Annotated in this window: 17 protein-coding genes; 5 read left to right on the plus strand and 12 right to left on the minus strand. The window is 38.9% G+C overall.

All coding sequences use genetic code 11. The features are described 5' to 3' along the window. Nucleotides 1-26 precede the first annotated feature (26 nt). Together A0J48_RS27825 and A0J48_RS00255 are read left to right on the plus strand one after the other, a co-directional pair. Nucleotides 27-1,730, plus strand: coding sequence for an MAC/perforin domain-containing protein (locus A0J48_RS27825; RefSeq protein WP_200319207.1), 1,704 nt, complete (start codon nt 27-29; stop codon nt 1,728-1,730). Nucleotides 1,731-1,974: 244 nt separating this feature from the next. Next, the gene (locus A0J48_RS00255) at nt 1,975-2,148 is read left to right on the plus strand and encodes a hypothetical protein (RefSeq protein WP_200319208.1); all 174 of its coding nucleotides are present in this window, start codon (nt 1,975-1,977) and stop codon (nt 2,146-2,148) included. On the opposite strand, the gene A0J48_RS00260 is transcribed toward A0J48_RS00255, so the two are convergent. The 7 genes from A0J48_RS00260 to A0J48_RS00290 form a co-directional block, all read right to left on the minus strand. Further along, nucleotides 2,145-2,327: a hypothetical protein gene (locus A0J48_RS00260; protein WP_200319209.1), complete on the minus strand. Its 183-nt coding sequence runs from the start codon at nt 2,325-2,327 to the stop codon at nt 2,145-2,147. The genes A0J48_RS00255 and A0J48_RS00260 overlap by 4 nt on opposite strands. Next, nucleotides 2,273-2,419, minus strand: a complete 147-nt coding sequence (locus A0J48_RS00265; protein ID WP_200319210.1) for a hypothetical protein — start codon at nt 2,417-2,419, stop codon at nt 2,273-2,275. Before A0J48_RS00265 ends, A0J48_RS00260 begins: the two co-directional genes overlap by 55 nt. Then, nucleotides 2,398-3,000: a hypothetical protein gene (locus tag A0J48_RS00270; protein ID WP_200319318.1), complete on the minus strand. Its 603-nt coding sequence runs from the start codon at nt 2,998-3,000 to the stop codon at nt 2,398-2,400. Before A0J48_RS00270 ends, A0J48_RS00265 begins: the two co-directional genes overlap by 22 nt. Before the next feature lie 242 nt (nt 3,001-3,242). After that, nucleotides 3,243-3,500 carry a type II toxin-antitoxin system Phd/YefM family antitoxin gene (locus tag A0J48_RS00275; RefSeq protein ID WP_200319211.1) on the minus strand — a complete coding sequence of 86 codons (258 nt, stop codon included), beginning with the start codon at nt 3,498-3,500 and terminating at the stop codon, nt 3,243-3,245. 71 nt (nt 3,501-3,571) lie between these two features. Next, entirely contained in the window at nt 3,572-4,063 is a 492-nt protein-coding gene (locus A0J48_RS00280; RefSeq protein WP_200319212.1) for a hypothetical protein, read from the minus strand. Between the two features lie 80 nt (nt 4,064-4,143). Beyond that, nucleotides 4,144-4,380: a DNA-directed RNA polymerase subunit omega gene (locus A0J48_RS00285; protein WP_200319214.1), complete on the minus strand. Its 237-nt coding sequence runs from the start codon at nt 4,378-4,380 to the stop codon at nt 4,144-4,146. Between the two features lie 515 nt (nt 4,381-4,895). After that, entirely contained in the window at nt 4,896-5,822 is a 927-nt protein-coding gene (locus tag A0J48_RS00290) for an RpnC/YadD family protein (protein ID WP_200319216.1), read from the minus strand. A gap of 83 nt (nt 5,823-5,905) precedes the next feature. Here A0J48_RS00290 and A0J48_RS00295 point away from each other — a divergent pair, with 83 nt between their 5' ends. Next, nucleotides 5,906-6,451 carry a hypothetical protein gene (locus A0J48_RS00295; RefSeq protein WP_200319218.1) on the plus strand — a complete coding sequence of 182 codons (546 nt, stop codon included), beginning with the start codon at nt 5,906-5,908 and terminating at the stop codon, nt 6,449-6,451. An 80-nt stretch (nt 6,452-6,531) separates the two neighbouring features. On the opposite strand, the gene A0J48_RS00300 is transcribed toward A0J48_RS00295, so the two are convergent. Next, the gene (locus tag A0J48_RS00300; RefSeq protein WP_200319220.1) at nt 6,532-7,701 is read right to left on the minus strand and encodes an extracellular solute-binding protein; all 1,170 of its coding nucleotides are present in this window, start codon (nt 7,699-7,701) and stop codon (nt 6,532-6,534) included. 495 nt (nt 7,702-8,196) lie between these two features. Between A0J48_RS00300 and A0J48_RS00305 the strand changes: the two genes are divergently transcribed. Beyond that, on the plus strand, nt 8,197-8,571 hold the full coding sequence (locus A0J48_RS00305) for a hypothetical protein (protein WP_200319222.1): 375 nt from the start codon (nt 8,197-8,199) through the stop codon (nt 8,569-8,571). Here the strand turns inward: A0J48_RS00305 and cobT are convergent. From cobT to A0J48_RS27350, 4 genes are all read right to left on the minus strand, one after another. After that, nucleotides 8,548-9,672 carry a nicotinate mononucleotide-dependent phosphoribosyltransferase CobT gene (cobT, locus tag A0J48_RS00310; protein ID WP_200319224.1) on the minus strand — a complete coding sequence of 375 codons (1,125 nt, stop codon included), beginning with the start codon at nt 9,670-9,672 and terminating at the stop codon, nt 8,548-8,550. The two genes, A0J48_RS00305 and cobT, sit on opposite strands and share 24 nt — an antisense overlap. Nucleotides 9,673-9,884: 212 nt before the next feature. Further along, on the minus strand, nt 9,885-10,613 hold the full coding sequence (locus tag A0J48_RS00315; protein WP_200319226.1) for a DUF2232 domain-containing protein: 729 nt from the start codon (nt 10,611-10,613) through the stop codon (nt 9,885-9,887). Nucleotides 10,614-10,688: 75 nt separating this feature from the next. Then, entirely contained in the window at nt 10,689-11,387 is a 699-nt protein-coding gene (locus A0J48_RS00320) for a Crp/Fnr family transcriptional regulator (RefSeq protein ID WP_200319228.1), read from the minus strand. 493 nt (nt 11,388-11,880) lie between these two features. Then, nucleotides 11,881-12,012 carry a hypothetical protein gene (locus tag A0J48_RS27350; RefSeq protein ID WP_267910266.1) on the minus strand — a complete coding sequence of 44 codons (132 nt, stop codon included), beginning with the start codon at nt 12,010-12,012 and terminating at the stop codon, nt 11,881-11,883. Nucleotides 12,013-12,381: 369 nt separating this feature from the next. On the opposite strand from A0J48_RS27350, the gene A0J48_RS00325 reads away from it, so the two are divergent. Next, nucleotides 12,382-16,818, plus strand: a complete 4,437-nt coding sequence (locus A0J48_RS00325) for a hypothetical protein (protein ID WP_200319229.1) — start codon at nt 12,382-12,384, stop codon at nt 16,816-16,818. Nucleotides 16,819-17,115 lie beyond the last annotated feature (297 nt).

The raw sequence follows: 17,115 nt of genomic DNA on the forward strand, positions 1-17,115 counted from the left end.
TTAATGAAAATTAACAAGGATAGCATATGTCCAATCAGAATCAGAATTCATCACCAGAATCATCACAAAAAGACCCAAGTTCATATGATTATGATGTGGTAAGCCTATTAGGATGTGGCTATGATACAAATGGCTTTTATGCTAACGCTAAAAGTGTACGTGCAAGAATTTATGATTTGCCGCGAAATACATCACAGGATACTCAGACAACAGAAAATATTACCAATATTTCCTATGGACTTTTTAAATCTTTGTTCAGACCGATAAAACGTTCAACAACGAAAACAGCAGAAGTTTACAATGCTTATGGCTTTATGAATAGTCTAGCTAGTAAAGCCCATTTATCTGGAGAATATGTCTTCTTTTCTGCTTCTATTGAAGCTAAGTTTGATAATACAGAATTAGTATCCTCTAACAAAGAGATGATAAGAATGAGTCACTTAGAAGAGTTGGGGATTGTTGATATTGATAGTTCTTTTCATTATATAACAATGAACCCTACAGCAAAGACAGAGATTACACAAACTGTGGAGAAAGGAGGATTACCTGCAACTAAAGTTTTAGAAAAATATGGGACGCATGTGCTGAGAAAGTTTGTTATGGGAGGACGACTGGACTACACTTCTATGATTGATAGAACTAAGTACACTGGCAAAACAGATATTGCCGTGGTTGCAGGCGCACAATATAAGAAATTAACTTTCGGTGCTTCAGCAAAAGTTGAAATAAATCAACAGGCAGATATTGACAAATTTAACTCAATTGCAAACACAACAATGCTTGCTGAAGGAGGAGATTCAAGTGAGGTGAATTCTAATTTTAATAAGGATAGCTATAAGAACTGGTTAGATTCTATTAAGGAATCCCCCGCTCTAATTGATTTTATTCCAGGTAGTTTGATGCCAATTTATGATATTCCTGAAAAAGATTTTGACCAAGCAAGACGAGATGAACTTAAAAAGGCTTTCCATGAATATATGGAACATGTTCTTGAGGTTTGGATTGTTCCTCCTGATTCGGTCGATGTAGTTTCTTCTGATGCAGGAAGTGGTGCCAAAAAGAATGTGACTTTTTACCAACCAAAACATCAAGAAGGTTGGTACTGGCTTGGTCACTCCAACACAAACAAAGGTTTGATTTTGGTAAAACCACGTATACTAGGTGTAGTCCAAACTCCAACTGACTACAAATGTGCTTGGTATGATGAAGGCTCAGGTAAAGAGCTAGGTTACTCATTATGGAACATTAGCCCTATGCCCGGTTATGTAGCTCTAGGAAATATTGCAAGATTTAGGAAGGGAAAATGTGACTGGAACCCACCTTCTGGAGATGAAGTAAAAGGTCTTGTTTGCCTTCATCAATCAGTTTGTGTCAAAGGAGAGATTGGTCAACTAATATGGGATGACCGGGAAAGTGGAACAAAAAAAAGGAATGGAAGTATTTGGGAAATCAAATCTTCAGATCCAACTTCCGTTACACCAACTTCCGTTACACCAACTTCCGTTACACCAACTTCCGTTACACCAACTTCCGTTACACCAACTTCCGTTACACCAACTTCCTCTCACATAGGTTCCTCTCACCTAGGTCTTGCAGCAAATACTTTCTATTGTCACAATGGCTACTCTAAACCTGAAGTTGATGTTTATGTGATGGATCAGGAAAAGATAAAAATAACCAATCCGCCGGATGGATCAGGAAAAGATAAAAATAACCAATCCGCCGGATGAATCAGGAAAAGATAAAAATAACCAATCCGCCGAAGTAGTTTCTTTCATCTAAGTAAGTCGGTGAGAATAAACATAAATATGTAACAAAATGTAAAATTGCCATAACTCTTGCGATTGCTTCATTCCGCTTCGTTTCATTCGCAATGACATAGCGTGGATTATTTAAGCCATTCTACTTATAAGGGGCGATCGCCAATCTGGAAAAATCTCTTGCAACGGGAAAGTGGGGTAACAACCACCAAGAGTGCGATCGCTTATCTTTCATCACAGCCATTTTACCAAAGAGCGATCGCCCTACTTATCCCAGAGAGCGATCGCAAATCTATCATCAAAGCCATTTTACACAAGAGCGATCGCCCTACTTGTCCCAGAGAGCGATCGCTTTTCTTTCATCAAAGCTATTTTACCGAAGAGCTAGATCGCCCTACTTGTCCCACAGAGCGATCGCTTATTTTTCACGAAAGCCATTTTACCAAAGAGCGATCGCTTTTCTTGTTTGTGGAATGCGATCGCACTTCCTACATCTCCAAAATGCGATCGCCCTACTTGTCCCAGAGAGCGATCGCTTTTCTGATTTGCGGAAGGCGATCGCCCCACTTATCCATTAAGCGGTATTTTACCGGAAAGCGATCGCTGCTTCCTAACCCAACAACCCCCAAAGCCTGCCTCAGCCATTCTGGGACATCCAAATCAGAAAGCCCAAAATTTGATCAACTGGTGGTACTGGATAATCATTCAAGTCAATGGTTACTGTTTGTCCTTCTAGTTGGAGAAACCGCCAAACCGTACCACTTGTCACCGTTCCGTAAATTGTGGAAATCGGACGCTGCTTCTGTTGATTAAAACGTTGTGCTGCTACCATTTCGGCTAAACATTGTCCCAGTCCTGGTTTTAGGTCTTCTTTCTTCGCTTCGACCAAAACCACTGCCGGAGCTTTAATATATAATTGCTCTGGAGAGCGACTAATCAGAAAATCAACATAACCCGTCAAATCAACCTCTGGCTGCACGTTGAACTCTTCGCCGGAAAAGACGCTAATTTGTCCATGAAGCTGACGTTTGACTTCTAGTAAAACGGGATTGATAATGCCTTCAGAACGCGCTTTTTCACTACCTACTGCAACTGCCCAAGGTATGGTTTCTTTCAATGTATCTTTGAGCAAAGAACTCGGATTAAATGGGGAAATCTCTGGTAGAAAGCGATCGCCTTCAACAATTGTCAGTTGAAAATCATCTACAGCTTTACTCAAAGTAAATTTACTATAAGGCATACAAGTTTTCTCTATAATTGGTAATATTTCGATGTAATTATTTTGTTGAATAAGAATAATTTCTTCTAGAGTTTTATTTAATGTTAGTTTACCTAACTGCTGTTTAATTTGTATTTCCCAGAGACTAACAACACTCAATAATCTAAGATTTTCTTATTCGTTCAATAGCTCTAAGGCTCTTGGAGACAGTTTTGATGGCTGACTATCCCAAAAAATAAAAGTATGTGTATCTAACAGTAATTTCATGGATTTTGCAACCAAAAATCATCGGATAAAGGTTGATCAAAATCATCACTCATGACCATTGCACCTAAATTTAATCCGGGACGTGGAGTATTTTCTGATTCCCAGACATTTGGCTCAATAGAATTAAGTAGAGTTAATCTAGCAATGGGAGTATTCCCATTAGTAATTACTATTTCTTGGTCATTTTGAATCAAGGAGAGTAATTGACTAACACTGATTTGTAATTGTTGAATATCCAGTATTTTGATTGACATAGTTGTTACTTTGAACATTAATATTTGTCTATTATAGCTATGAAACTCGGAAATCGCCGAAGCACTGTTCCCTATTTCCTAGGAGAGTTAAAGATATCAACCAGCGTTTGTACTAGATTATTGCGTTGGTTGTGGGTGAGTTTGGCTATAGCGGTGCGATCGCCTGCTAATGGATTTTGCTTTAAAGAATCATTACCTGGATAGGATGCTTCATATATAGTTTCATTAGCATTCAAATAATCAGCTAAAGTGAGTTTCCAATCTAAGCGATATATAGGAGATCTACCTTTGACATAAATGTGATAGCGAATCAACCGACTAGCTAAAGTGTTATTTTCGGCAACTTTGCGCGTATCTTTACTAAGATATTGATTTTCTTTTGGCAGGTCTGGTAATTGCTGATAAACTAGTTGCCAAACATCGCTAGGACTGATTCGTTGAGCAACAGCAGATGAGATAAAAAAGTTTGTATTTGGTAGACCTAATGCAATTGTCGTCACTGTGATCAAAGCAATAATGAGTCCCAAATTAAACCGCAAAAATAAAAGTTTATTCTTTTTCATATCACTGATTGAGAAGATACTGGGAAACTGGAAATTAAGAACAGATGAAAAAACTGTCTTAATTTCCAATACCCTGCAAATTATAATTCGCCGATAATTTCTGGCTGAGTCAGTTCATCCGACATCTCAATAATTGCTCTGAGTACAGGTTTCATCATTCCATCTTCGTTATTTTCAAAGTCTTCATAACGCCGACGCTTGGCTCGATTTGCCACTTGAACCGTAATCCGATAGCGATTGGAGGCGGCGCTAATGAGATCCTCAGCACGGTGCATAATCTGAGACTGAGTTGTCTCGAACTTGGAACGCTTGAGCATAATTAGTGGTTGTTGGGATTCTACCCCAGTTTAGCACCAGTCAGTAGCGGTTAACCGCAACTATATTTCTGTTACGAAAACGCCAACAGTGAAACGATTTTCTTGATTGGCATAGATAATGTTTTGATAGAGAGCGATCGCTTATTTGAAAATACCAATTTCGCCAATCAACAAAAAACCATATTTATTTGACAGTAATAGTCACAAGTATGACTAGTTTTTCTATACAGCCATCAGGATTACCAAGTGATTTGACAATTTTTCAAGCAGATACCCAGCTATATCAGAATTATAGCCTTGTTATCGCTCAAAATTACGAGGAAAAACGCGAATTCGACTGCAATCAAATTAGATAAACGTTTTGGGAAGATTTAGTTTCCCAAAGAAACTAATTTGGTTGAAAATTTGATAAAAGATAGTCAGGAGTGTTTGAATAATCTTCAAATGAAAGCTTTGATTTAAATGCAATGTAGAGACGTTTCATGAAACGTCTCTAAAATTGTTTTCCGAAATATCTAATCAACTCTAAATCTAGCTAATAATTCCTCACGAGAAAGATTAAGTAATAACTGAGTTCTTTCTGTCAGAGAAAGTTCCATTATCGGAGAGACAATAGCAGATAATTCCTCATCTAAATTACCAAAACGCACTGCTAACAAACTCTCTACCATCAAACGCTGTCCATCTTGTCGTCCTTCTTGTCGTCCTTCTTGTCGTCCTTCTTTTATTCCCTCTTGTCGCCATTCTTCCCGTTGTTTGAGATACGCTGGTGATAAACTCATGATTAACTCCGTTACCTCTTCATCATTGACATTACTATTCAATTCTAAATTTTTCCGCCAAGATGCGAAAATTTCTAATAGGTACTTCCATTTGTCATCCTCTTCTGAGAGTTGAACTACTTCGCTTATCGCTTGAGTTTGAGTTTTACCTTTTCCGAGTACCCTTAACCATAGTGTATCCTCTGTAGTTGGTAACTGATTTATGGCAACAATGGCAGCTTTCTGATATTTTGGGAGAAAATACACTCCTGTTTCCCAATTCTCGTTTGCTTTCGCGCCAAAGCCATCGAGGATTTTTTCAGAGCAAGTTGGTGTTAAAATCCATAGACAGGGTAATTTTGCTTCTGATAGCGAAAATTTTTCCCTTTTCGCCTGTCTTAACAATTCTCCATGAACGTTATACAATTTTAATAAACAACTTCTAATTTCTATTTCATTGGGAGCATTACGGTATGGTTCAAAAAGACAACTTGTAACTGCCATTTTTGCTAATAATCCTAATTCTGAATTTTCAGAAGAGGATGATGTTGTCGGAACAAACCAAACATCTATTTCTTGAACTTCGCTTTTTACATCTTTGCTAGTTTCTACCTTACCTAAAAGAGTTAGTAATTCTTCTAGATATTCTTTGGCAAATTGGTCATGGGGTTGTCGTGTCATAAAATTAAGTAAGACCTTGATACTTATTAAATTTATGTCAACAGTCAGCTTTTTAATAGTTACGATTTTTTTCAGATGGACTTATGTGTAAATACAACCTAATTACTCACAAGAAACCTCTGTCACTCCTACTCAGCTTTAGTCTGACTACTTGTTCGAGTTTACCCATCCTCCCCACACAAGCAGAAACCATACCTCGTCCTTCTGATGCACCACTAGAGTTGAATTTGTTAACTAAACCCACAAGTTCTGTAATTACAGCTAACATTATTAATCAAACAGGATTAACAGTTCCAAGTTTATGGTGGGCGAAAGAAAACTCTGAAAACAAACTTTTAGATAACTGGATAGCATATCCAACTTCTGGACAAGAACCAGCCCGTGTAGACTTGATAGTAAATCAACAAATTTGGAGTTTGCTAGATTATCTAGAACGTTATAAATTTGTTAATACCTTGGGTAACATGGCTAGGAATTTTGGTTATAATATCCGAGTTTTTAATTACCAACAAGATATGTTAGCTACTTATACTTGTAACCTGGGTATAAGTCCCGCTTCATGCAATATCCAGATGGGTCTTCAGAGTAAGTTTGGGTTACGTCAAAATTTACAGCTAAGGGTAAAATAATTCGTAATTCGTAATTTATCGTTCCTATACTCTGTAAATATAGCAGGTGACAGGTAACAGATTTACAAGGCTTTTATTGTCTACGTTTTATCATCTGTATTTGTGTTCTTGATTGTATTAAATAAATATTGATACCGCTTATTTTCTAAACGTGACAAGGGCAGCAAAAATTCACTTTTATTGAAAAATTCCTGATTATTTATTAACAGGTTTTGCAATGGTTCTGGAACATCAGCAGCAGCTAAATTTGTCAACATGGGCGAATTAGTTTTAGTCAGTAAGACAATTTGTTTGGCTATATTTGGTTGCCAACAAAAATTAATCCAATCAGATGCTAATGTGTTTTGCTCAACTCCAGTCGGACTTACCCATAAATCCGCCCAAATTGCAGTTCCTGATTCGGGAATAACTGCGGTAAGTTTTGGATAGCGACTGAGTATAGGTATAACATCATTTGACCAACCCACAGCCAACCAAGTATCGCCTGTAATTAGTGGTTCTAGATAAGTAGTAGAATCGTAAAATTTTACTTGTTGGTGTAATGCTAGTAATTCTGATTTTAAGGCAGGAATTTGCGTAATATTTTCTGTATTGTAGGATTGTCCTAGTTTCTTTAGCACTAAACCAATTACTTCTCTATGATGATTGAGCAAGGAAATGCGATCGCGCAATTCTTCACGCCATAAATCACTCCAATCTTTTGGTCGCCAATCAAATTTTTGAAATTTTTCCCGATTATAAACAATTACTGTACTACCCCAACCATAAGGTGCAGCCCAAACCTTTCCTGCCGGGTCTATATTCCCTTGATCGTCGCGTTTTACTAATTGCTGCCACCTAGGATTTAAACTCGACCATTTTTGAATAATTTTTTCTGTTTCCAGTGGTTGAATCAGTTTCTGTTCAATTGCTGCTTTGAGCCAATAATCACCCAGTGTCACCAAGTCAGCTGGAGATTGTTTTTGATTTTGAATCAGGGGAATATATTTTTTCCATCCTGCTTGATCTTTTGTTTCTGGTTTTTGCCAATTTTGTAACTGCTTAAATATATCCTGAATCTGATTAATAGGGACAAATTTTAAATTGGCCTCTGACTGCAAACTTTTGCGAAACTGATTAACTATCTGAGCAGGTATAGAACCTTTTAATAGCTGCACATTGAGTTGTGTCTGTTTTTTACTATTACACCCAATCAGCATTTGAGAAACTGCTAGTCCGCTTGCGCCTAACAAAAAAGACCTTCGATCCATTGTTTTTTAAATTAATGTCTATCAATAGAATTTTAACGACAGGAATAGGAATATACCCGACTTTTGTGAGGAAATAGGGTTGAAAGCCTGTTAGTGTAAAGCTTTTTAGATAAATTTTTTACCTCATTCAAGTCCATACTGCTATAGGGTAACATGGCATCAACCATAAAACTGAGTACCGAGTACCGAGTACCGAGTACCGAGTACCGAGTACCGAGTTGTGAGTAGGAAGAACAAGTTAGAAGTTTCTTTCCCTATTTACTGAACCGATGAGTCAGTTTAAAACTCAAATAAGACTGCTGAGAGCAAATACTTAACTTTTTTCAACAAATATGTAAGTAATACTTTAATAATTTGTTGAGTTATATATATAGATAATTATTTTTATAGCAAAATACAAAAAAAGATAGGAAAGATTAAATAAATCATAAGTATTTTAAAGTTGAGCAGTAAATTGAATAACATAGAGAAACTCTTTTGGAATGCAGGTATTAAATGGAATCATTACAAAAACAAATACTGACGTTAAGTCAGAAAGTAGATGCTCTATACCAGGTGATTGAAAGCCTTGATAGGAAACTATCTCAGGGTTTATCTGATTGCTTTTTAGAGCAAACACAGCCAAAAAATCGTTATCTGGAAAATCATCAAGTTGAAAACTATCAGTTAAAAACATGGAGTAATTTCAGTTCTGATTTAGAACATAAGGATGTGTTGATAGACAGCATTTACTCGGATATGAATCCCCAAGCTGGAGATAAGCAAATAACGCCAGAAATACAAATTCATAGGCTAACAGCACAATTAACCGCAGCATACAATCGGATTGCTGCCCTAGAAGAACAACTAATGCGAGAGCGAATTCATTAATTGCTCAAATTGGGCTTCAATAGCTGTTAAAAGTTGATTTTGTTGCCAATTCTGGCTAAGATAGGCGGCTATACACGCTGCTCCAGCACCAACACCTTCTTTAACAAAACCCTGCTCATAAGCCTGGAGTTGAGGATAACGAGAATCTGCAAAACTTAACTGTGTAGCCAAGAGGGGAGGAATTTCTTGACCCCGATTCATGCTGTTTTTGCCTAAACTGAGTGATAAATCAACTGTAGCTCCTGTAGAGTCTTCTGCTACCCAACGGGTTGTACCAATTACTACTGCTTCTGGTTGCCAAGATAAAGAGTAAACTTGAGCGATCGCTTGGATTAGAGCATAAACAGCCAGCATTTGTGTACCACCAGCTAATAATACCCCGCAACGACGACTAGCAGCGATCGCCATCCCAGCCACCACCACTTGCATAGGATCTCCCACAGCTGCTACTAGTTCTAGAGGATCTATAAAAGTGGGAATTTTTGCCAGTCCAGCTTGCACTACAGCCCACTTTTGCTCATGATTACAAATAGGATGACTACTGTTAACTTTCCCAGCCGCATCAATACCTAAACCAGTTAAAATTGCCAAAGCCGTTGTCGTGCCACCCACAACACACTCGCTTAAAATCAGATAACTTTGGGAGATATTAGCACTCAATTGATTACCCCATAACAAACCCTGTTCCAGCAGATGTTTTACGGTTGTGATTTCCATAGCTTCACCTGTAGTTAAACACCTAGCAGTCGTACCGCCCAAATCAATAATTGGTACAGATGGAATTAAAGGTAAACCCACATTAAATAAATAAATCGGTATCTTTAGTTTCTCTACTACAGCACGAGAAATCAACACAGGAGAAGCACCAGCCGTCAAAGGTGGTAGGGGATATTTAGGCTGATGTGTTGCACCATAATATAAAAATTCCGCATCAGCACAAGCAGTATATTTTCTATCCTCTGGAGTCAGTCCAGCGGCAGAAATACCAGGAATTAAACAAGTTTCTGTAAAACCTAAAATACAAGCAAACACAGGTAAACTACCACGATAACGTCTTACCCATGCTTCACCCTGGTCAATTTGCGTATAAATATGAATCATATAAAAGGGAATAGGGAATAGGGAATAGGGAATAGGGGAAGAAGAGGGTGTAGGGTGTAGGGTGTAGGGAATAGGGAAAGAAGAGGATGTAGGGTGTAGGGAATAGGGTTTAGGGTTTAGGGTTTAGGGTTTAGGGTTTAGGGGAAGAAGAGGGTGTAGGGAAAGAATATCCTATTACCTTTTCCTAAAGACTAAAGACCAATGACTAATGACTAACTTTCATAATCCATTAATACTTGTACCCAACGAGGTGGACGGGGGATAGGATTTCCCAAACGATCCAAAAGTAACCATGCGGCCAAATGTACCACAAACAAGTAAAGCCAATTGTTGAAGGCTATTAAAATTATCGCCCCCACTTGAATGACAAACACACTCGGAGTTGCCAAGATTTGCAGCTTTAGAAATATCCATTCAGTAATTTCTGTCACCTGGTTAATGACATAAACCCACAGGTCTTCACCAGATAATACCGACAGTAACCACAGGCGAAAAAACACACCCAAAGTACCCAAAAGCATACCTAAAGTGATTGACACCATCCAAGGTACACGACGATGCCAAGTCGCTCCCAATAGTACACCCATCAAGCCAAAGGGCATTAAAAATAACAAACTGCGGACTGGCCCCATCAACACTGCCAGCAGTAACCCAGATGTCACCGCGCCCATCCAAGCCGCGCGTTTACCCCAACGTAAATAAACCAGTGCAATAGGAACAGGAAAAAATATCCTTAAAACTGGCCCCAAAGGAAAATAGAAATTAATAAACCAAATCAAACTAGCGGTACTAGCTAAAAATGCTGTTTCCACCAACCGCAAAGGAGCATCAACCTGAAGTTGGGGATGCTTTAAAGGCTGTTGATTGAGGTTATGACTAGGTTGTGGTGAAGGAGAGGAATCTTCCTCCGGTTCGTCTGGCAGAGAATCTAAAATACTCATATCATCTTGGTAATTCGTAATTCGTAATTCGTAATTAATTACTCCTGCCTTTTGTCACTGACAACTGACAACTGACTAAATGATCATTTTTTCCAAGGCTGACATATCGGGAATGCATAAAACATCTTGATCCCTGATGATCAAGCCTTTTTTTTCCAGCCTTGTCAATACACGAGTGACTGTTTCCCGTGCTAGTCCACTGAGACTACTTAATTCCCGATGAGGTAAATTGGGAATTTCTGTGCCTGTTTCTCCTTTCTTGCCTTGTCCTTCTGCTAAAAATAGCAAAGTATCTGCCACCCGCGATTGACTATCTGATTCTCGCAGCCGTAAACGTCGGTTGACTTGTCGTAACCTTCGTGCCATTAGTTGCGCCAGTCTCAGTCCGGCTAAAGGCTCTGTTTGCAACAACTTGACAAAATCCTGAGCAGGCATACTACCAATCATGGTTGGGGCCAGAGTGATGACATCAGTGGAACGAGGAACTTCATCTAGCGCCGCCATTTCCCCAAATAATTCTCCACGACCAATAATGTTTAGTGTTACCTCTTTTCCTTCTAAATTGTAGGTACGGATTTTTACCCATCCATCGACAATGAAATAAACCGAACCACCCCAGTCATTTTCCAACAAAATTACTTGATTGGCTGGGTGAGTACGGGTAACAAGATGGGTAAGGGCTGTTTCTACAATAGATTCAGGCAACCCTTGAAAAAAGGGCGCTGAAGTAATCCATGTCTGAGCGGATGTCTGCAAGCTATATCGATCTTCCATTAGAACTTATTTATTAAAGCTGCTATTAACAGAACAAGCAAGATCGGCGTTTTTAACCTAAGCTATAAAATCACAGCCGCTTTCAAGACACAGTACCGAGTTCTGAGTTCTGAGTACCGACTTAGGAGTATGGCTTAGGCCACGCTGCGCTATCAGGAGGAAGAAAGAATCAGAAGTTTCTTCCATTTATAGCCGGTGGTACGCCGCCTATCGCCCACTTTCAAAGAGGAAACTAGACTATGTTACATAAGAAAACGAAAATATAATTTTTTCTCAACAATCTTTATTTTCTCTTTGTATTTACTAATTACCAAAGAAAGGTAAGGGTTAGCGTCTAACAGTAATGACTTTAACTCCTCTGTTTGGCAGTCAGAAATTTCTTTTTCCTGCTTGCGTTTTCCCGTTTTCCTTTCATGTATACTTAGTTTACCTGCTACACAAAACTTGGCTAAACTTATTTAAGTTTCACCATTGAACTAGAAATGAATCATTTCTAGAGGATCTGTTTCCTGCTTCTGCCAAGGTAGTCGTCTACTTCTTGACCACAGGCATAAATTTGGGTTTGACATACTTCCCGCCCTAAAAGTGCGGAGATTCTGGGTTCAAACAACAGTTGCAGTTTCATACTGTCTGAAACTATCTCGCCCAACAGACAATGCCCTGCCTGTTTGCACTATTGTATCGTATCAGAAAGCCGTCTCCGGACGGGGAACCTCAAACCCATTTTTTCAGTAACTTTAGTCAAGAATTTGGCGATTTAATCTATCTCCTTGTCACTACGACCACATAGACTTCTAATTTTACACTGAAAAAGAGTGCAAAATTTAGTGAACTACCTGAAAAGGTAGCTAACCATCAGAATCAAGTTGCATCTCCCAGTAATTCATAACATAATTGCCCTCAGAAGTTAGGGCAAGAACTTTTGTCACTCAGAACTTCGGTAATTGTAAATACCATAAACATCAAAGTACATTTTTCGCTAAGGTAATTTAACGTGACTTCCCGTACAGATGAAATTCACAAACTGATTGCAGACATTGACAACTTGCTTACCAACAGTGGCAATCTGCTGTCAAAACTACTGTCTGGTCAGGGTTCTGAAGAAAGAGACGTATTACAACGAGTGCGTGACTTTCTGATTCGACTCCATGAAAATGCGGCTTCAGAAGAAATCATTCCTGACCAGTCTGAGGCACCAATATCATCTCTGTTAGCACGATATGTGGAACAAGAGAATCAGCAAGCTGCATATTCCTATCAGTCCCAACAAGAACAAAGTAACTTTATAGCTGGACAATTAAAAGATGAAATTTCTGTTTTGCTTCAACCATTACAAGCAGAATTAACAGGATTGTTGCAAGAAAGAGCTAGTCTTATCCAGGAAATTAGGCAACTAGAACAAAAGCGACTGCAAAACTATTCTTTGACACAGCAGTTAGCAAACCAAGAACAGATAATTACCGAATTTTTACAAGTGCTAGTCAGTCGTTTAGTGCCAAATTTAATTCCATATTTGACACGAAACGTGCCTAGTTCTTATACTTTAACTACAGGTGAATATAATCAAGAAGCGGCAAATTCTTCTATTCAACCGGTGATCGAATCTGTTGCTAGTGTAGAACGGTTAGATAGTTTGGCTAAAGAGTTAGATCAACGCTTGTTATCACTTGATGGAACTGTCAATATTGTCTTTCAGGCATTAGAGCGGAATATTAACACCTATCATCAGTCCTTATCTGAAGCACTGGCAAGAATGCACATTCAGGGGATGCAAGGTGAACAGTTGATGGTCAATTTTTTAAATAATTTGACTCAGTATTTACAACAACAATCCCCTGATGCTCCAACTTTTATTTTTGGGGTAGATGCTACAACACCAGCATCATCAACTTTATTAGCATCACAACTAGTTACTCATAGTGCTGAGGAAATAACTGCAAATATTACTGGTGACACACAAGCAAATCCCACGGAGGAGGATTTAGATTTAGTCCTGTCAGAAGTGACTCTCAATGAACCGACAACATCTGTTAATGACACTTTTACCTCCGCTGATGAATTACCAGCGGAAATAACTGCAAATATTACTGGTGACACACAAGCAACTCCCACGGTGGAAGATTTAGATTTAGTGTTGTCAGAACTGACCCTCAATGAACCGACAACATCTGTTAATGACACTTTTACCTCATCTGATGAATTACAAGCGGAAATAACTGCAAATATTACTGGTGACACACAAGCAACTCCCACAGAGGAAGATTTAGATTTAGTGCTGTCAGAACTGACTCTAAATGAACCAGCAACGTCTGTAACTGAGACTTTTACTATTCCTAGTGAACTAGAGTTAGACAGTGCTGCTGATACACAAGCAACTCCCACAGAGGAAGATTTAGATTTAGTGCTGTCAGAACTGACCCTCAATGAACCAGCACCGTCTGTGAATGAGACTTTTACTACTCTTGGTGAATTACAGTTAGACAGTGCTGATGAAGTAGACCAACTTTACGCTAGTTTGTTTGGTGGTGCAAATGCTACCAACACCACAGATGCCATGACTTTGCCGGTGACAAATGAGGTATCTACTCCAGACAGGTCTGTTGAATCAGTATCTCCGATGGCTGGCAGTATTTCCTCATCTCCAACTATTTTAGAGCCACAAGAGGATGATTTGTTGGTTGCTGCCAATCCTGTGAAGTCAGAAAGTTTAGATATTTCCGAGCCGAGTGAAAATCTTGATAGTCTGATAGAAACAACAACTCAACCGTCTGAGTTATGGGGAGAATCATTGTTAGCAGAGGATAGCCAACCACAAGCAGAATTTGCCCCTCCAGTAGCGATATCTCTGCCAGATAGTAGTGATACAATCACAGTCTTGACTGACTTGTTGGTTGATGTTGGTGGTGAAGAACAAGTTTCAGAAGTTTTATCCCTAGAAGATAGTCTAGAAACGACAACAGTAGACACTCCCATATCAATACCACCTGTAGAACAGCCAAGTGCAGCGCCAGATTTACGTGCGGCGACTTATATTGCTGCTTCACCAAATGAAGATTTACTGTCTCTCGGAAATTCGGAGACTGAAGGTGTACCGGAGATTGTTCTAGATGAAGCGCAGTTGCAGCAATTGGATCAAGATTTAGCTAATTTTGATTGGCGGGTAAATTCTGAGTCGGTAAATCAAACAAATTTAGAAACTATCCAAACTCCATTACCTGACATTCAGGAACAGGTCAATCCTAGTTTGCTAATGGCAGAATTTCCTGGCAGTGAAACGACAGAAAATATAACCGAAAAAATCACAGAAAATATACCGGTAATTACTGCTTTTGATTTAGATATTCCTAAATCAGAAACTGAGGCAGATTTGAGCCAAAAAACTGAAAAAAAAAAGGAAGCTACTATTTCCCAAACCGAAGTTACTGCCTCTGTTGGTGACAACTTGAGTGATAATTTTCAGGAGACTGTTAAAGATATAAACGCAGTTTGGTATTTAGGAATTGATTTAGGTACGACTGGTATTTCTGTGGCGTTGTTGAATCGTTCGAGATTAGTTGTTTATCCGATTTATTGGTCAGCAGAAAGTCAAACAGGAGCAACTACTTTTGAGCAATCATTTCGGTTGCCAGCAGAAGTTTATCTGCCTACGGCTGCCATTCCTCACTCAGAAACTGAAAGCAGTGAAAATATTGAACAGACAGCACCTGCGGCGGTGGCACAAAATAAAACTCGCTCTACACCAGCACCGCAACATAATCTTTACTCTGCCAATTTAAAGCCTTATTTACATATAGCTATTCCCTACAAAAATACTCAGCAGAAATGGGAACCAGTTTTGCAATTAAATGAATTTTCTGCGGGTCCGTTAATTTGGGTAGTGCGATCGCTCTCCAAATTACTGTTAACTCTCAAGTCGGCTCAAACAAGTACGACTCCGGCTTTAATTGCCAATGCGATCGGTATAGATAAACAAACTTTCTCTGCAATCATCAATAATATTGCTGGTGTTGTCTGCACTTGTCCCTCTAACTGGTCAGAACAATATCGGTTTAATCTGCGAGAAGCCATACTCACTAGTCAACTTGTCTCCCATCCCCAAAAAATATTTTTTGTAGAAGAAGCGATCGCCACTTTACTTCCAGAACTGGATACTGTTAATTCTCCATCAGTGCAGTTGCATGACAATCAAGGTTTACATCCTCTTAAAACTAGTGATAATCCACTTTTCGGTCATACCCTCACACTGAATATTGGTGCAACATCCACAGAAATGGCACTGGTTGATTTACCGACCAACTTGAGCCAATTAACATACAGAGATTTTATGCTCCATAGTTTTGCCTATGGTGGTAAGGCTATTGAGCAGGATATTATCTGTCAGTTACTATTGCCACCAAAGTCTCATCAACCTCGTGGTGCAGCACCGTCTGATAGTAACACCTCTGCTAGTAATCCTTGGCATTGGCAACCTTCAATTCCCGGTTTAGACCAGATGCAATGGTCTAGTTTTAGTTTGCAAGGGTTAGAATTACCACGAGTAGCTGAACCAGATGTTCCTGCTCGCATCCGCTTCCAGCAAAGATTAGAAAGTTCTTTGTTAGGACAAGCTTTATTAGATGCTGCCGTGGCTTTAAAGTTGATTTTGCAACACCAAGAATCTTTTACCCTAAAATTAGCTGATCAATTTTGGGTATTGCAACGAAGAGACTTAGAAAGTCAAGTATTTGTCCCTTATGTGCGTCGTCTCAACCGCGAACTCAATAAATTATTAGTAGCTCGTGGTGTCCCCACAGAAGCTATTAACCAAGCAATTCTTTCTGGTGGAGTTGCTGGTATTGGTACAGTGAACCGTTGGTTACGCCAAAAATTACCCAATGCCAAAATTATTCAAGATTTATATCTGGGTGAAAATGGCACTCCTAATTGTAGTCGAGTAGCTTATGGTTTGGCGATGTTACCTCTGCATCCCCAAGTTTTAGAAATACCTAGACAACAGTATACAGATTATTTCCTGTTTCATGAATTGCTCAAAGTTGTACCAGAACGTTCTGTCTCTTTTGGCGAAGTTCTGCAATTATTTGAGAGTCGGGGTATCAATACACGCCAATGTCAACAACGACTACTGGCGTTTTTGGAAGGGGAACTACCAGCAGGTTTGATTCCTTCTGTGCTTTCGGAAATGTTCCCTGAACAAGATGGAAATCCAACACCTGTAATTTCTTTGTGGTTAGCAAAAAATTCCCATGAAAATCCAGATTATCAAGCGATCGCATCTGCACCACTGTTTGAAAAACAAGGTAATCTCTCCTATCGTCCCAATTCTCAACAACTACTGGTGCTGCGTCGCTACTTAGATGCGGTCAAAGCCAGTTCTCTGCAATCCCTAGAAGAACCTTATACGGTTAATTTTGCCTTGGCAATTAATCCATGATCATTAATGTTTTCAAAAAACATCTTCCTAAAGAAGGATATCCACAACGATTACCGAAAATTTACGCAGAATTTAACTAAAACTTCATAAATAATGCCCACTTGCGAGTAAAAACTTTATCCACTCTTGAGTGGGCATTTATTATTTCATATTTCTTTTTTAATTACTTTGTGAAAAAAACATCAAAAATTTAAAATCACCTTCCTGATTACAAAGATTGTATGAACTTCCATTATTTTTCTTGGTGGAGTATGAAAAATTACCTACAATCTAAATTAAGTGCAGTAAAGTTTACTC

It is taken from the genome of Sphaerospermopsis aphanizomenoides BCCUSP55 (genome assembly GCF_001586785.1).
Classification (GTDB): Bacteria; Cyanobacteriota; Cyanobacteriia; order Cyanobacteriales; family Nostocaceae; genus Sphaerospermopsis_A; species Sphaerospermopsis_A aphanizomenoides_A.

Bases quoted from the DNA above. Each gene is read 5' to 3' on its own strand.
- A0J48_RS27825 (WP_200319207.1), top strand. From the start codon at position 27: ATGTCCAATCAGAATCAGAATTCATCACCAGAATCATCACAAAAAGAC.
- A0J48_RS00270 (WP_200319318.1), bottom strand. From the start codon at position 3,000: ATGCCTTATAGTAAATTTACTTTGAGTAAAGCTGTAGATGATTTTCAA.
- A0J48_RS00275 (WP_200319211.1), bottom strand. From the start codon at position 3,500: ATGTCAATCAAAATACTGGATATTCAACAATTACAAATCAGTGTTAGT.
- A0J48_RS00280 (WP_200319212.1), bottom strand. From the start codon at position 4,063: ATGAAAAAGAATAAACTTTTATTTTTGCGGTTTAATTTGGGACTCATT.
- A0J48_RS00285 (WP_200319214.1), bottom strand. From the start codon at position 4,380: ATGCTCAAGCGTTCCAAGTTCGAGACAACTCAGTCTCAGATTATGCAC.
- A0J48_RS00290 (WP_200319216.1), bottom strand. From the start codon at position 5,822: ATGACACGACAACCCCATGACCAATTTGCCAAAGAATATCTAGAAGAA.
- A0J48_RS00295 (WP_200319218.1), top strand. From the start codon at position 5,906: ATGTGTAAATACAACCTAATTACTCACAAGAAACCTCTGTCACTCCTA.
- A0J48_RS00300 (WP_200319220.1), bottom strand. From the start codon at position 7,701: ATGGATCGAAGGTCTTTTTTGTTAGGCGCAAGCGGACTAGCAGTTTCT.
- A0J48_RS00305 (WP_200319222.1), top strand. From the start codon at position 8,197: ATGGAATCATTACAAAAACAAATACTGACGTTAAGTCAGAAAGTAGAT.
- cobT (WP_200319224.1), bottom strand. From the start codon at position 9,672: ATGATTCATATTTATACGCAAATTGACCAGGGTGAAGCATGGGTAAGA.
- A0J48_RS00315 (WP_200319226.1), bottom strand. From the start codon at position 10,613: ATGAGTATTTTAGATTCTCTGCCAGACGAACCGGAGGAAGATTCCTCT.
- A0J48_RS00320 (WP_200319228.1), bottom strand. From the start codon at position 11,387: ATGGAAGATCGATATAGCTTGCAGACATCCGCTCAGACATGGATTACT.
- A0J48_RS27350 (WP_267910266.1), bottom strand. From the start codon at position 12,012: ATGAAACTGCAACTGTTGTTTGAACCCAGAATCTCCGCACTTTTAGGG.